Origin of the sequence: Thermogemmatispora tikiterensis, assembly GCF_003268475.1 — a bacterium.
GTDB classification, from domain to species: domain Bacteria; phylum Chloroflexota; class Ktedonobacteria; order Ktedonobacterales; family Ktedonobacteraceae; genus Thermogemmatispora; species Thermogemmatispora tikiterensis.
The window spans coordinates 3,185,734-3,198,815 of the sequence record NZ_MCIF01000002.1 but is presented as its reverse complement, the minus strand read 5'-3'; the positions used below and the strand labels follow the sequence as shown (position 1 = coordinate 3,198,815).

General features: G+C 64.9%; 16 protein-coding genes. All 16 read left to right on the top strand.

The window, feature by feature from the left end:
- Positions 1-147 precede the first annotated feature (147 nt).
- The 16 genes from A4R35_RS12905 to hypD all read left to right on the top strand — a co-directional run bounded on the left by A4R35_RS12905 (position 148) and on the right by hypD (position 13,067).
- On the top strand, positions 148-1,944 hold the full coding sequence (locus A4R35_RS12905) for a nickel-dependent hydrogenase large subunit (protein WP_112429980.1): 1,797 nt from the start codon (positions 148-150) through the stop codon (positions 1,942-1,944).
- Between the two features lie 93 nt (positions 1,945-2,037).
- The gene (locus A4R35_RS12900) at positions 2,038-2,682 is read left to right on the top strand and encodes a NifU family protein (RefSeq protein ID WP_112429978.1); all 645 of its coding nucleotides are present in this window, start codon (positions 2,038-2,040) and stop codon (positions 2,680-2,682) included.
- A gap of 12 nt (positions 2,683-2,694) precedes the next feature.
- On the top strand, positions 2,695-3,441 hold the full coding sequence (locus A4R35_RS12895) for a DUF5947 family protein (protein ID WP_223258504.1): 747 nt from the start codon (positions 2,695-2,697) through the stop codon (positions 3,439-3,441).
- A complete protein-coding gene (locus tag A4R35_RS12890) occupies positions 3,425-4,087 on the top strand; it encodes a DUF6084 family protein (RefSeq protein WP_223258319.1) in 663 nt (220 codons plus the stop codon). Before A4R35_RS12895 ends, A4R35_RS12890 begins: the two co-directional genes overlap by 17 nt.
- Positions 4,084-5,151, top strand: coding sequence for a hypothetical protein (locus A4R35_RS12885; RefSeq protein ID WP_112429976.1), 1,068 nt, complete (start codon positions 4,084-4,086; stop codon positions 5,149-5,151). Before A4R35_RS12890 ends, A4R35_RS12885 begins: the two co-directional genes overlap by 4 nt.
- The gene (locus A4R35_RS12880; protein WP_112429974.1) at positions 5,148-5,486 is read left to right on the top strand and encodes a hypothetical protein; all 339 of its coding nucleotides are present in this window, start codon (positions 5,148-5,150) and stop codon (positions 5,484-5,486) included. Before A4R35_RS12885 ends, A4R35_RS12880 begins: the two co-directional genes overlap by 4 nt.
- Before the next feature lie 7 nt (positions 5,487-5,493).
- A complete protein-coding gene (locus A4R35_RS12875) occupies positions 5,494-6,093 on the top strand; it encodes a hydrogenase maturation protease (protein ID WP_223258318.1) in 600 nt (199 codons plus the stop codon).
- Positions 6,094-6,147: 54 nt separating this feature from the next.
- Positions 6,148-6,252 carry a DUF6893 family small protein gene (locus tag A4R35_RS25315; protein WP_399357317.1) on the top strand — a complete coding sequence of 35 codons (105 nt, stop codon included), beginning with the start codon at positions 6,148-6,150 and terminating at the stop codon, positions 6,250-6,252.
- 78 nt (positions 6,253-6,330) lie between these two features.
- Positions 6,331-6,717: a hydrogenase maturation nickel metallochaperone HypA/HybF gene (locus A4R35_RS12870; RefSeq protein WP_112429972.1), complete on the top strand. Its 387-nt coding sequence runs from the start codon at positions 6,331-6,333 to the stop codon at positions 6,715-6,717.
- A gap of 12 nt (positions 6,718-6,729) precedes the next feature.
- The gene (gene hypB, locus A4R35_RS12865; RefSeq protein ID WP_112429970.1) at positions 6,730-7,443 is read left to right on the top strand and encodes a hydrogenase nickel incorporation protein HypB; all 714 of its coding nucleotides are present in this window, start codon (positions 6,730-6,732) and stop codon (positions 7,441-7,443) included.
- Positions 7,440-9,842 (top strand): carbamoyltransferase HypF, encoded by a 2,403-nt coding sequence (gene hypF, locus A4R35_RS12860; protein ID WP_223258317.1) that lies wholly within the window; start codon positions 7,440-7,442, stop codon positions 9,840-9,842. The genes hypB and hypF overlap by 4 nt, the downstream gene beginning before the upstream one ends.
- Before the next feature lie 110 nt (positions 9,843-9,952).
- Complete coding sequence (locus A4R35_RS12855) at positions 9,953-10,225, top strand: HypC/HybG/HupF family hydrogenase formation chaperone (RefSeq protein ID WP_112429968.1); 273 nt, start codon at positions 9,953-9,955, stop codon at positions 10,223-10,225.
- A 33-nt stretch (positions 10,226-10,258) separates the two neighbouring features.
- The gene (locus tag A4R35_RS12850) at positions 10,259-10,870 is read left to right on the top strand and encodes a D-sedoheptulose-7-phosphate isomerase (protein WP_112429966.1); all 612 of its coding nucleotides are present in this window, start codon (positions 10,259-10,261) and stop codon (positions 10,868-10,870) included.
- Positions 10,867-11,154 carry a HypC/HybG/HupF family hydrogenase formation chaperone gene (locus A4R35_RS12845; protein WP_112429964.1) on the top strand — a complete coding sequence of 96 codons (288 nt, stop codon included), beginning with the start codon at positions 10,867-10,869 and terminating at the stop codon, positions 11,152-11,154. Before A4R35_RS12850 ends, A4R35_RS12845 begins: the two co-directional genes overlap by 4 nt.
- A gap of 64 nt (positions 11,155-11,218) precedes the next feature.
- The gene (locus A4R35_RS12840) at positions 11,219-11,944 is read left to right on the top strand and encodes a D-sedoheptulose-7-phosphate isomerase (protein WP_112429962.1); all 726 of its coding nucleotides are present in this window, start codon (positions 11,219-11,221) and stop codon (positions 11,942-11,944) included.
- Entirely contained in the window at positions 11,928-13,067 is a 1,140-nt protein-coding gene (gene hypD, locus A4R35_RS12835; RefSeq protein ID WP_112429960.1) for a hydrogenase formation protein HypD, read from the top strand. Before A4R35_RS12840 ends, hypD begins: the two co-directional genes overlap by 17 nt.
- The last annotated feature ends 15 nt before the right edge of the window (positions 13,068-13,082 follow it).

Here is a 13,082-nt window from a genome sequence, read left to right as displayed (position 1 = left end):
GCTCAGGTTGCTGTGTGCGGGTATGCACAGGCCCCTTTGTCTTGTTTTGCTCGTCTGGACGTTTGCTTATGGCGGTGGTGACGGAAGATCAGCAGCTGTTCCCGCTCTCTTGCTGGCTGGTGCCTGTTCGGCAAAGGAGAGAGCAAGATGACCACTGAGGTGCGACGTCAGGCTGCCCCGGCTGAACCTGGCCAGCTCATTGAAATGGCCTGGGACCCGATTACGCGCATTGTGGGCAGTCTGGGAATCTATACCAAGATCGATTTTAAGAAGCGGCAGGTGGTGGAGTGCTACAGCACGTCGTCGATCTTCCGCGGCTATAGCATTTTCCTGAAGGGCAAAGACCCGCGCGATGCCCATTTTATCACCAGCCGCATCTGTGGGATTTGCGGGGATAATCACGCCACCTGCTCGGTCTATGCCCAGAATATGGCCTACGGGGTGAAGCCGCCAGCCCTCGGCGAGTGGATTCTCAACCTGGGCGAGGCGGCGGAGTATATGTTTGACCACAACATCTTTCAGGAGAACCTGGTCGGGGTCGATTTCTGCGAGCAGATGGTGCGGGAGACCAATCCTGGGGTCTGGGAGCTGGCTCAGAAGACCGAGGCCCCACATGCCAGGGACCACGGCTATCGCACGATCGCCGATATTATGCGGGCGCTCAATCCCTTCACGGGCGAGTTCTATCGCGAGGCGCTGCAGATGAGCCGCCTGACGCGCGAGAAGTTTTGCTTGATGGAGGGGCGCCATGTGCATCCGTCGACGCTCTATCCCGGCGGGGTGGGCACGGTGGCGACGGTCCAGCTCTTCACCGATTATCTGGTGCGCCTGATGAAGTATGTGGAGTTTATGAAGAAGGTCGTGCCGCTGCATGACGACCTCTTCGATTTCTTCTATCAGGCCCTGCCCGGCTATGAAAAGGTAGGCCAGCGGCGTGTGTTGCTCGGCTGCTGGGGGTCGTTCCAGGACCCTGATGTCTGTGACTACGATTATCGCACGATGGATAAGTGGGGCCGGGCGATGTTCGTGACGCCGGGCGTGGTGGTCGATGGCGAGCTGGTGACGACGAGCCTGGTCGATATCAATCTGGGCATTCGCATCCTGCTGGGGAGTTCTTACTACGAGGACTGGGAGAACGAGCGGACCTTTGTGGATCGTGATCCGCTGGGCAATCCGGTCGATCAGCGCCATCCCTGGAACCAGACGACGATTCCGAAGCCGCAGAAGCGCGACTTCAAGGGGAAATATAGCTGGGTGATGTCGCCGCGCTGGTACGATAAGCGCACGGGGCAGTATCTGGCGCTGGATACTGGCGGGGGGCCGCTGGCGCGCCTGTGGGTGACGGCCCTGGCCGGCCTGGTCGATCTGGGCGGCTACATCAAGGCGACCGGGCACAGCGTCAAGATCCGCTTGCCGAAGACGGCCCTCAAGCCCGAGGTCGAGTTTGAGTGGAAGATCCCCAAGTGGAGCAATGCCCTGGAGCGTGATCGGGCCCGCTCGTACTTCCAGGCGTATGCGGCAGCGGTGGCGCTCTACTGCGTGGAGAAGGCGCTGGCGGAGATCCGCGCGGGCCGTACGAAGACGTGGAGCGATTTTACGGTGCCCAAGGAGGCGATCGGCTGCGGCTTCCATGAGGCGGTGCGTGGGGTGCTCTCGCATCACCTGGTGATTGAGAACGGCAAGATTGCCAACTATCACCCCTATCCGCCGACGCCCTGGAATGCCAGCGTGCGCGATATCTACGGGACGCCAGGCCCCTACGAAGATGCGGTGCAAAATACGCCGATCTTCGAGGAGAACGGTCCTGACAAGTTTAAGGGCATCGATATCATGCGGGCGGTGCGCAGCTTCGATCCGTGTCTGCCCTGTGGGGTGCATATGTATCTGGGGGACGGCAAAGAGCTGGAGATTGTGCATTCGCCGACCTTCGGGCGCGTGTCGTAGCGTCAGTCCGTGGAGAGGGGCTGGGAGGCCCCTGCGGGCAGCCTTGCGCCGCCCGCCCCGACGCGGGCGGCGTTCATTCAGGAGGAGAAGGTCATGAGCAGCGATGCGCAGGCGCGTCAAGGGCGGCAGCCGGCTCAGGAGATCGAGCGTTTGCTGGCCGAGATCGAGCAGCTGCCCGATCCCCAGATGCGGGCCTTGGCGGAGGAGCTGGTCCGGGCGCTGGTGGCGCTCTATGGCGAGGGCTTGCGGCGGATCGTGGAGCGGCTAACGGCGGCGGAGGGCACGCGCACGCTGTTCCCTGCTGCCGGGCCGCGCTTGCTCGAGCTGCTGGCGAGCGATGAGCTGGTCGCTGGTCTCTTGCTCTTACATGATCTGCATCCTGTCCCGCTCCAGGAGCGGGTGGAGCGGGCGCTGGAGGAGCTGCGGCCTGTGGTGCGCGGACATGGGGGGGAGCTGGTGCTCCTGCGCGTGGCGGAAGGGGTCGTCTGGCTCCGCCTGACTGGGAGCGGTAGCGGCTGTGCCGCCTCGCTTCAGTATCTGCGGCAGAGGATCGAAGAGGCGGTCTATCGTGCGGCTCCCGATCTATGTGGGTTGGAGATTGAGGAGGGTGATGAGGTGGCTGGGATGCCGGCGCGGGGCGGGACACCGGTCCCGGTGGTCTTTGTCCCGCGCCGGCGCGGTGGATCTCTGGCAGCGATGGCGACGCCCCAAACCGAGACCAGTCTGAGAGGGGAGTGAGCGGTGACGGAAATGAGGCGCGAGGAGGCGGGCCGCCCGGGTGAGCAGCAGCAGCAGACAGGTCAGGCCCCTGTGGCGCTCCCTTTGGGCGCGCTGCGGCGCTTCGTGTCGCGCGAAGGCCAGCCGCAGCGCCGCCCCCTGGAGCGCTGCGAGCTGTGCAGCACCCTCCTGTTGCCGACCCATCGCCATCTGTTCGCCCCCGAGCGGCGTCAGGTGCTCTGTGTTTGTGAGCCGTGTGCACTGCTCTTCCGCGCGGGGAGCCAGGCGGGCCAGGGTCAGTATCGATTGATCCCCGAGCGCTATCGCTGGCTGCGCGATCTGGGGCTGACTGACGCCGAGTGGGAGGCGCTGGGCTTGCCGGTGAACCTGGTCTATCTCTTCTACAGCAGCCCAGCCGGGCGTATGCTTGCCTTCTATCCCGGGCCAGCGGGCGCGACGGAGTCCTTGCTGAGCCTGAACGGCTGGCAGGGGCTGGTCGCCCGCTACCCGCGGCTGGGGGCGCTGCTGCCCGATGTCGAGGCTCTGCTGATCAATCGCGTCCGCGGGGCGCGCGAGGCCTATCTGGTGCCGATTGATGCCTGCTATCGCTTGACGGGTCTGATCCGCGCCAACTGGCGGGGCCTGAGCGGCGGCCTGGAGGTGGAGCAGGCGCTGCGGACCTTTTTCGAGGAGCTGCAGGCGCGGGCCGAGATCGTGACGGCTGCGGCTGGACGAGCGGCGCCGGCCCTGGGGGAAGGGGAAGATGATACCGGATCTTGACTTTGCCATCGTGGACGCCGCCGTGCCCGCTGCGGCAGCTGTGCCGCTCTTGCTCTTCCGGCTACAGGTGAGCAATCGGGTGCCCACGCAGCCGGTGCAGAGCGTGGTCGTACGGGCCCAGATCCAGATCGAGGCCCCGCGCCGGCGCTACAGCCCGACGGCTCAAGCGCGCCTGCTGGAGGTCTTCGGCGAGCCATCGCGCTGGGGCGAAACCCTGCGCTCCCTGCTCTGGACCCATGCCGGGACAGTGGTGCCGGCCTTTGAGGAGCGGGCCGAGGTCGAGCTGCCAGTGCCCTGCACCTACGATTTCGAGGTGGTCAGCACCAAGTATTTTGCGGCCCTGGAGGACGAGGAGGGAGTGATCCCCCTGCGCTTCCTCTTCAGCGGCACGATCTTCTACGAGGGCGAAGGGGGACGTCTCCAAATTGCCCCGATTCCCTGGTCAAAAGAGGCGACCTTTGCACTGCCGCTGTCGTGCTGGCGTGAGCTGATCGCCCGCTTCTATCCCGGGAGCGCCTGGCTTCGGCTGCAGCGCCAGGTCTTCGACCGGCTCTCTGCCTACAAGCTGGCCCAGGGCCTGCCAACCTGGGAGGAGACCATACTGCGCCTGCTGGAGGCGGGAGAACAGGAGGGAAGGGAGTCATGAAGCTGGAGGAGATCCAGGCCATTGCCGAGGCGGTGCTCTATGAGGGCTATTTGCTCTATCCGTACCGTCACTCGGCTCTCAAGAACCGGCAGCGCTGGACCTATGGGGTGCTCTATCCGCGCGCTTACAGCGAGGCGGGCGGCGAGGTGGAACCCTGGCGCATGCAGACCGAGTGCCTGCTGGAGGCCGATGGGGGGACTGAGCCGCAGCTCTCCATCGCCGTACGCTTTCTCCAGCTGATGCGCTGCAGGCGCGAGGATGAGCAGCGCCCAGGAGGGCAGGCGATCGAACGGTCCCGAGAAGGGGTGCCCCGCTGGGCGGAGGCGCCCTTGGAAGGCGTCTGGGAGGAGGGAGTCGAGCGCAGTGTGAGCGCGACGGCCCTCGCGCAGCGGGAGCTGCTTCAGGCCGAGCGGCGCCTGCCCTTTGCCTTTCCGGCACGGTACCTGGAGGAAGAGGAGCCGCATGGAGGAAGAACGAGCGAAACGAGACGCATTGTGCGTGAGGGGCGCACCCTGAGTGGTGCGGTGTCGATCGCCGCTGAGCCGGTGCCCGAGCGAGCGCATCTCTACAAGCTGCGTGTCACCGTTACGAATACGACCCCTGTAGAGAAGCCAGCGGAACTACGGGCGCAAGAGGCCCTGCTGTCAGCCTGTGTTTCAACGCATACCATCCTCCAGGTGGAAGGAGGCGCCTTTGTCTCCCTGATAGAGCCGCCAGAGGAGCTGCGTCAGGTGGCAGCTTCCTGCTGCAACAGCGGCACCTGGCCGGTGCTGGTGGGCGAGCCAGGTGAGCGCGACAGCCTGCTCTCCTCACCGATCATCCTCTACGACTATCCGCAGATCGCCCCGGAAAGTCCAGCTCCGCTCTTCGACGGCACCGAGATCGATGAGTTGCTGGCACTGCGTATCCTGACCCTGACCGACGAGGAGAAAGAGCAGATTCGCCGTGGCGATGCCCGCGGACGGGCGGTGCTGGAACAGATCGAGCGTCTGACGCCGGAGCAGTTCTTGCAGCTGCACGGCACCATTCGCGGGCTGCGCGCGCTGGGGGAGGCTGAGCCATGAGCCTGGCGAACGGCAACGACTGGGTCTTTCCAGGAGAGGACTACCCGCCGCCGGAGATGATTACGATCGCGGGGCGCCAGGTGAGGGCGGGCACGCGCGTGCGCCTCTGCCCGGGGCGAGCGCGTCAGGGGCGCCTGGCCGATGCCTTTGATCTGCTGCTGGAAGGGCGCATCGGGCGCGTCGAGGTCATCCAGCAAGACTTCGAGAACCGCCTCTATCTGGTGGTCACGCTCGATGATGATCCCGGCAGAGAGCAATGGGACGAGCGCGTCTTACCGGGTCATCGCTTCTTCTTCTTCCCGGAGGAAGTGGAACCGCTCGGGGAGGAGGAATGAGGTGGACATGGAGACAGACGAGGAACAGAAGCTACGACAGGCGCTAGCAGCTGCTTTTGAGCAGGCAGCCCACGGAGGGCTGCGTCGCCTGCTGGTAGCTGGCGTTGGCAATATCTTCCTGGGCGACGACGGCTTCGGCTGCGCGGTGGCTCAGCGGGCGCATGGGCGCTATCCACCGGGAGTTGAGGTCATGGACTTTGGCATTCGGGGTCTGGAGCTGGCCTATGCGCTCCTCGACGGCTACGATGCGCTGATCCTCATCGATGCCGTGCCGCGTGGTGGCAGTCCGGGCACGCTCTATCTGCTCAAGCCGCTGCTTCCTCCGGCAGATCAGGTCGCCGATCTGGCTACTGGCAAGCTCGGTCTGGAGGCGCATAGCCTTGATCCTGTGCGCGTCCTGACCTATGCCCGGGCCCTGGGGGCGCCGCCCATTCCGACCTTGCTCATCGGCTGCGAGCCAACCCCTTGGGAAGCGGATGCCGCCGAGGAGGAGCTGCAGATGGGCCTCAGCCCCCCTGTGCAGGCGGCGGTCGAACGCGCCCTGCATATCCTCGATACGGTGGTCAGGCAGCTCTATCAAGGCTCAGATTCGATTGAGACTGCATAGTTCTCATTTCGCTAACGAGCTTTGCTCTCACTGACTGAAAGGAGGCATGTACTAATGGTCAAGTGGATCACAAGCGCCATTGTGCTGGTGCTCTTGCTCCTGGTTCTCAGACAGCAACTTCCCGATATTCAGCGTTATTTGCGTATTCGCTCGATGTAAAGAGAGAGGAAGGAGACTGTGCGTGGCGCCGGGCGTGAACAGGCCCCGTTCGGTCGAGGGCGAAAGGTGGGGGGAGCGATGCATGAGCTAGCGCTTGCTCAGAGCATCATCGAAGTAGTGGAAGCCAGGGCGGAGGAGTGCGCGGTGCGACAGGTGCGAACCGTGCATCTACGCGTGGGCGAAGCCAGCGGTGTCCTGGTGGAGGCCCTGCAAACGGCCTTTACCATGCTGGCTTCGCTCTCGCCCGTCCTGGCTGAGGCCCGGCTGGCGATCGAGGTCAGCCCGCATCGGGCCTGGTGCGAGCCATGTGCCAGCTCCTTTGCCGTCGAGGACTTCATTGCGCGCTGTCCCGCCTGTGGCACCTGGTCCACGCGTATCCTCTCGGGCACCGAGTTGCAGATCCTCGACATGGAGGTAGGGGCTGATCCCCAGCAGGGAGGCCAGGAGCAGGCGAAGAACGGCTGAGGAGCGGTAGCTATGCCCAGAGTGACCATTGCCCGAAACATCCTGGCGGCCAATGAGGAGGTGGCGGCAGCGGTACGGCGCCGGCTGGCGGCGGCTGGGGTGCGCTGCATCAACCTGATGAGCGGTCCAGGAGCGGGGAAGACCACCCTGCTCGAGCGCAGCGTCGCCCGGCTGCGTGGGCGGCTGGCCATAGGGGTGATCGAAGGGGATATCGAGACCAGCCTGGACGCCGAGCGCATGGAGGCCGCTGGGGCACAGGTGGTGCAGATCAACACGCGCGGGGCCTGCCATCTGGAGGCGCATATGGTGCGTGATGCGCTGGAGGCCCTCGATCTGCAGCGGCTCGATCTGCTCTTCATCGAGAACATCGGCAACCTGGTCTGTCCGGCGGCCTGGGATCTGGGCGAGGACCTGCGGGTTGTGGTGGTCTGCACGACCGAGGGAGATGAGAAGCCCGCCAAGTATCCGCAGATCTTTGCCGCCGCCCAGGTCCTGGTGATCAACAAGCTGGATCTGCTTCCCTACGTGGACTATGATCCCGAGCGGGTGCGTGCTCAAGCGCTGGCAGTCAACCCGGGGCTGCAGATCTTCTCACTGAGCTGCCGCAGTGGCGAAGGGCTGGAGACCTGGTGTGAGTGGCTCTGGCATGTCGGGCGCGTGCCTGGGCGATCCTTGCCCGCCGACCGTGAAGGGCCAGTCATCCCGAAAGAAGGAGCGGCCTCATGAGCGAACATCTTGCCGGAGTCCCGGTCACGATGGCGACGCGTCAGCGACAGCGGCTGACGGTGACAGGCATGGTGCAGGGGGTAGGTTTTCGCCCCTTTGTCTACAGCCTGGCTCAGCGTCTGGGGCTGGCCGGCTTCGTGCGCAACGACAGCCGCGGGGTAGCCATCGAGGTAGAGGGACCAGCGGAGGCGCTGGCCCGCTTTCGGGAGCGGCTTCAGGCTGAGGCGCCGCCGTTGGCGCGCATCGAGCGCGTCTCGGTTGAGGAACTGCCCCCTCGGCAGGAGACGGCTTTTGTGATTGCGCCGAGCCAGGAGAGCAGCGAGCGGACCACGCTGGTCTCACCCGATGTGGCCACCTGCGCCGAGTGCCTGCGCGAGCTGTTTGACCCCACCGATCGTCGCTATCGCTATCCCTTCATTAATTGTACGAACTGCGGGCCGCGTTTCACCATCATCCAGGATGTCCCCTACGATCGTGAGCAGACGACCATGCGCGTCTTCGCCATGTGTCCCGCCTGCCGTGCCGAGTATGACAATCCTGCCGATCGGCGCTTTCACGCGCAGCCCAATGCCTGCCCGCGATGTGGGCCGCAGGTTCGTCTGGAGCTATGGACCGCGGAGGAGCCGGGACTCTCGGCCTGTGGCGCAGCGGAGGCGACTCCTATCGAGCAGGTGGCTCAGCTGCTTGCTCAGGGAGCTATTGTGGCCATCAAGGGCCTGGGGGGCTATCATCTGGCCTGCGATGCGCTCAACGCGGTGGCAGTCCAACGGCTACGGCGGCGCAAGCATCGCGAAGCCAAGCCGTTTGCCCTCATGGTGCCCGACCTGGAGACAGCACGGCGCCTCTGCTTCGTCAGCGAGGGCGAGGCCGCCCTGCTGCAATCGCCGCGTCGGCCCATTGTGCTGCTCGAGCAGCGGCCCGCCGCTCCCATCGCGCCCGACGTGGCCCCAGGCTACCGGACCCTGGGCCTGATGCTGCCCTACACACCGCTTCATCATCTCCTGCTGCGCGCCTTTGCCCAGGTCATGCCTGCCGAGCGCCCGCCGGTGCTGGTGATGACCAGCGGCAACCGCAGCGAGGAGCCGATCGCCTACCGCGACGACGATGCCCGTCAGCGTCTGGCCGGCATCGCTGATGGCATGCTCAGCCACAATCGCCTGATTCACATGCGCTGCGACGACTCGGTCACCCGCCTGGCCGCCGGCGGTGAGCAGCTCTTCCGCCGCTCGCGTGGCTATGTCCCCGAGCCAATCCCCCTGGCTTTTGACCTGCCGCGTCCGTTGCTGGCCTGTGGGGGCCATCTCAAGAATACCTTTTGTCTGGGCAAAGGGCGCCAGGCCTTTGTCGGGCAGCACATCGGTGATCTGGAGAACCTGGAGACCCTGGCCTCCTTCCGCGAGGGCATCCGGCACTTCCAGCGTCTCTTTGACATCGTCCCCGAGGCCGTGGCCTATGATCTGCATCCCGACTACCTGGCGACCAGGTACGCGCTGGACAGTGACATCGAGCAACGCATCGGCGTCCAACACCATCATGCCCACATTGCCAGCGTGCTGGCTGAGCATGGCCTGAGCGGGCCGATCATTGGCATCGCTGCCGACGGCACGGGCTACGGTACCGATGGGGCCATCTGGGGGGGTGAGATCCTGCTGGCCGACCTGTGGGGCTTTGAACGCCTGGCCCATCTGGCCTATGTCCCCCTCCCGGGCGGAGAGCAGGCCGTTCGCCAACCGTGGCGCATGGCCGCCGTCTATCTGGCCCGGGCGTACGGCGAGCGCTTTTTGACCCTGAACATCCCCTTCACGCGGCGTCTCGATCGCAGCACCTGGCGGATACTCACGCAGATGATCGAGCGCGGCCTCAACTCGCCGCTGACCTCCAGCCTTGGGCGCCTCTTCGATGCGGTCGCGGCCATCCTCGGCCTGCGCGATGAGGTGCTCTATGAGGGCCAGGCGGCCATTGAGCTGGAAATGCTGGCCAGCAGCCTTCCACCCGACGAGCAGCCGCCCTATCCCTACGCCCTGCTCCGCTCGGGTCAGGGGCCGCTCCAGATCGATGTCTCCCCGTTGCTCTCAGCCCTGGTCGAGGACCTCCAGCGCGGTGGGGAGGTGGCGCGTCTGGCGCGTCGCTTCCACCGCTCGCTGGTGGCCATATTCGTCGACCTCTGTCAGCGCATCAGGGAGGTCTGCGGCCTCTCCCAGGTCGCCCTCAGCGGCGGCGTCTTTCAGAATCGCCTGCTGCTGGAAAGCCTTGTCGCTGAGCTAGAGGCCAGCGGCTTCGCGGTCTATCTCAATCGCCGTGTGCCTCCGAACGATGGTGGCCTCAGCCTGGGGCAACTGGCCGTCGCGGCGGCCCGCCTGGCAGCAGAGAGTGGCAGCAGCACTGTGCCTGCAAGGTGAACCGAGGTGAGAGCCGGCCCGGCCTTTGACAGGTGCCATCAGCCGATCAGCGCAGGATGCTCAGGGGCGCGACGTCCTGGTTGCCACAATCCAAGAGAGGAGCCAATGCGATGTGTCTGGGAATACCTGGTCAAGTGCTTGAAATGGTAGACGATGCCAACTCGATTGCGCGCGTTGACGTCTCGGGCGTCAAGCGCAACGTCAGCGTTGCCCTGGTGCGCTCGGAAGGCATTGCCCCTGGCGACTGGGTGCTCATCCACGTTGGTTTTGCCATGAGCAAGATCGATGAGGCGGAGGCGCGCGAGACCCTCAAGGCGCTCCAGCTGATGGGCGATGTCTACACCGATGAGCTGAAGCTGCTGCACTCCAGCCAGATCGACTAGTGAGAGAAAGGAAGGGGAGGAGGTGGTTATCTCATGCCTCAAGCTGTGCCTGAAGCGCTGGAGGCCGCGCTAGAGCAGCGCTTTGCGCTCAGCACCAGTCTGCCAGCGCGCTTCTTTGAGCGCGAGGCGCCGCGCATTGCCGAAGCCTGCTGGGCGATGGCCCGCCGCTTTCATCAGGGGGGGCGCCTGCTGGCCTTTGGCAATGGGGCCTGGGCTACCGATGCGCAACATGTCTCAGTCGAATTCGTCCATCCGGTCATCGTGGGCAAGCGCGCTTTGCCGGCCCTGGCCCTGACCAACGACAGTGCCACGCTCAGCGGTCTGATGGCGGGCGGACGGCCTGAGATGCCTTTCGGCGAACAGCTGCGCGTGCTGGCGCGCCCCCAGGACATCGCCCTCGGCTTCTCGCCCGACGGACGCTGTGTCAACGTCCTGGCCGCCCTGGCGCAGGCGCGGCAGTTGGGCCTGCTCACGCTGGCCATGCTAGGCGGCGATGGGGGCCTGCTCAGTGAGGAGGCTGTCGACTATCGCTTTGTGGTGCCTGCTGATGACCCCTTTATCGTGCAAGAGGTCCATGAAACGCTCTATCACGTCTTGTGGGAGCTGGTCCATGTCTTTTTTGAACACGAGGGATTGCTGCAATGAACCCGGAATCTGAGCCTCTCTCCCGCCAACTGGGGATGTCGTTGCGACCGCTGTGTCAGCCAGATCCTGAAGGGTACTGTCCCACCTGCGCGGATGAGGCCGTGGTGGCGACGGTGCTGAGCGTGGAGGCGGAGGCTGGCATGGCCTGCGTCAGTCTGGGCCTGGGCGAGGCGATGATCGACGTCACCTTACTCGGCGAGGTCCGCCCGGGCGACCGTCTGCTCGTGCACGGTGGCGTCGCCCTGGAACGTCTCGACGAGTCGGTACCGCCTGCCAGGGAGTGAGCAGAACGGTCCCTTCGCCTGAGCTATGCGGCCAGGTCGGGGTCACGAGGAAAGGGAGCGAGCCATGAGCGCTGACCGTGAGACCAACGATCAAGCCCAGGGATCGGAGTACGATCGCCTGTTTTATCCCTATCTCTTTGCGGGCGGAAAGGTCCGTCTTGAGGAAGTGCTCAGTCAGGTCCAGCACTCCACCCTGGAGAAGTGCCGCGACGTCATCGCCCTGCGTCAGGCGACGCTGGCCACCGCGCGCGCGTCGCTGCTGGCGGCGGCCCAGGCCATGGCGCGGGCCTTCGCGGCGGGGGCCACGCTGCTGGCCTTTGGCAATGGGGGCAGCACGACCGACGCCCAGGACCTGGTGACCGATCTGCTCCAGCCGCCAGTGGCTCACTGGCGTCCCTTGCCGGCCATTGCCCTCACCAACGACATCGCCGTCGTCACGGCGGTGGGCAACGACGTCGGGTTTGAGAATATCTTTACGCGCCAGATCATCGCCTTTGGCCGCCCGGGCGACATTGCCGTGGGCATCTCCACCAGCGGCAACTCGCTCAATGTCCTGCAGGCCTTCGAGCAGGCCAAAAAGCAGGGCCTGCTCACGGTGGGCCTGGCTGGCTACGATGGCGGCAAAACCCGGCGCTCCCCAGCAGTCGACTTCTGCATTGTCTCGCCGGGCGATCACATTCCGCGCATCCAGGAGGCGCAGGCCACCGTCTACCATGCGCTCATTGAACTCGTGCAAACCTGCTTAGCGGCAGAGAAAGGGAGTGCTGACAGCGATGAAGTTCGTCGATGAATATCGTGATCCCGAGCTGGCCAAACGCATCGCCGCCGAGATCGCGCGCCTCAGCGAGGGGCGCCCGCTCAAGTTCATGGAGGTCTGTGGCGGTCACACCCATACCATCTACAAGCATGGCATCGAGGATGTGCTGCCGCGCAGCATCGACCTGGTGCATGGTCCCGGCTGCCCGGTCTGTGTGCTGCCGATGGGGCGCATCGATGATGCCATCGCCATCGCCCGCACGGAAGGCGTCATCTTCACGACTTTCGGCGACATGATGCGCGTCCCAGGGTCGAAAGGCAGCCTGCTCGATGCCAAGGCCGAAGGGGCCGATGTGCGCTTCGTCTACTCGCCACTGGACGCCCTCAAGCTGGCGCGCCAGCATCCTGATCGCCAGGTGGTGTTCTTCGCCATCGGTTTCGAGACCACCGCGCCCTCGACGGCGGTGACCCTGTTGCGGGCCAGGGCCGAGGGGATCAAGAATTTCTCCGTTTTCTGCAATCATGTAACGATTATCCCGGCCATCAAAGCCATTCTCGACTCGCCCGATCTGCGTCTGGATGGCTTCATTGGTCCTGGCCACGTCAGTATGGTCATCGGCATGCGTCCCTACACCTTCATCGCCCGCGACCACCACAAGCCGGTGGTCATCGCCGGCTTTGAACCGCTCGACATCATCCAGGCCATCTACCTGCTGGTCAGGCAGATCAGCGAGGGGCGGGCGGAGGTCGAGAATCAGTACACGCGCGTCGTGCGGCCCGAGGGCAACGTGCGGGCTTTGGAGGCGATGGCCCGTACAATGGAGCTGCGGCCCTTCTTCGAATGGCGCGGGCTTGGGTTCATCACCCACAGTGCCCTCAAGCTGCGGCCCGAGTTCGCCGACTGGGATGCCGAGCTGCGCTACCAAGTGCCGGGCCTGCGCGTGGCCGATCCCAAAGCCTGCCAGTGTGGCGAGGTGCTCAAGGGGGTCATCAAGCCCTGGGAGTGCAAGGTCTTCGGCACGGCCTGCACCCCTGAGACCCCCATCGGGACCTGCATGGTCTCACCCGAAGGGGCCTGCGCGGCCTACTACAACTATGGCCGCTTCTCGATGGCCGCTGAGCGTGACCACCTGCGCAGCCTCTCGCAGACCCCATAAGTAGAGGCGAGGGCC

Excerpts from the sequence above, each read along its gene's own strand:
- A4R35_RS12905 (WP_112429980.1), top strand. The coding sequence starts at position 148 with ATGACCACTGAGGTGCGACGTCAGGCTGCCCCGGCTGAACCTGGCCAG.
- A4R35_RS12900 (WP_112429978.1), top strand. The coding sequence starts at position 2,038 with ATGAGCAGCGATGCGCAGGCGCGTCAAGGGCGGCAGCCGGCTCAGGAG.
- A4R35_RS12895 (WP_223258504.1), top strand. The coding sequence starts at position 2,695 with ATGAGGCGCGAGGAGGCGGGCCGCCCGGGTGAGCAGCAGCAGCAGACA.
- A4R35_RS12890 (WP_223258319.1), top strand. The coding sequence starts at position 3,425 with ATGATACCGGATCTTGACTTTGCCATCGTGGACGCCGCCGTGCCCGCT.
- A4R35_RS12885 (WP_112429976.1), top strand. The coding sequence starts at position 4,084 with ATGAAGCTGGAGGAGATCCAGGCCATTGCCGAGGCGGTGCTCTATGAG.
- A4R35_RS12880 (WP_112429974.1), top strand. The coding sequence starts at position 5,148 with ATGAGCCTGGCGAACGGCAACGACTGGGTCTTTCCAGGAGAGGACTAC.
- A4R35_RS12875 (WP_223258318.1), top strand. The coding sequence starts at position 5,494 with ATGGAGACAGACGAGGAACAGAAGCTACGACAGGCGCTAGCAGCTGCT.
- A4R35_RS25315 (WP_399357317.1), top strand. The coding sequence starts at position 6,148 with ATGGTCAAGTGGATCACAAGCGCCATTGTGCTGGTGCTCTTGCTCCTG.
- A4R35_RS12870 (WP_112429972.1), top strand. The coding sequence starts at position 6,331 with ATGCATGAGCTAGCGCTTGCTCAGAGCATCATCGAAGTAGTGGAAGCC.
- hypB (WP_112429970.1), top strand. The coding sequence starts at position 6,730 with ATGCCCAGAGTGACCATTGCCCGAAACATCCTGGCGGCCAATGAGGAG.
- hypF (WP_223258317.1), top strand. The coding sequence starts at position 7,440 with ATGAGCGAACATCTTGCCGGAGTCCCGGTCACGATGGCGACGCGTCAG.
- A4R35_RS12855 (WP_112429968.1), top strand. The coding sequence starts at position 9,953 with ATGTGTCTGGGAATACCTGGTCAAGTGCTTGAAATGGTAGACGATGCC.
- A4R35_RS12850 (WP_112429966.1), top strand. The coding sequence starts at position 10,259 with ATGCCTCAAGCTGTGCCTGAAGCGCTGGAGGCCGCGCTAGAGCAGCGC.
- A4R35_RS12845 (WP_112429964.1), top strand. The coding sequence starts at position 10,867 with ATGAACCCGGAATCTGAGCCTCTCTCCCGCCAACTGGGGATGTCGTTG.
- A4R35_RS12840 (WP_112429962.1), top strand. The coding sequence starts at position 11,219 with ATGAGCGCTGACCGTGAGACCAACGATCAAGCCCAGGGATCGGAGTAC.
- hypD (WP_112429960.1), top strand. The coding sequence starts at position 11,928 with ATGAAGTTCGTCGATGAATATCGTGATCCCGAGCTGGCCAAACGCATC.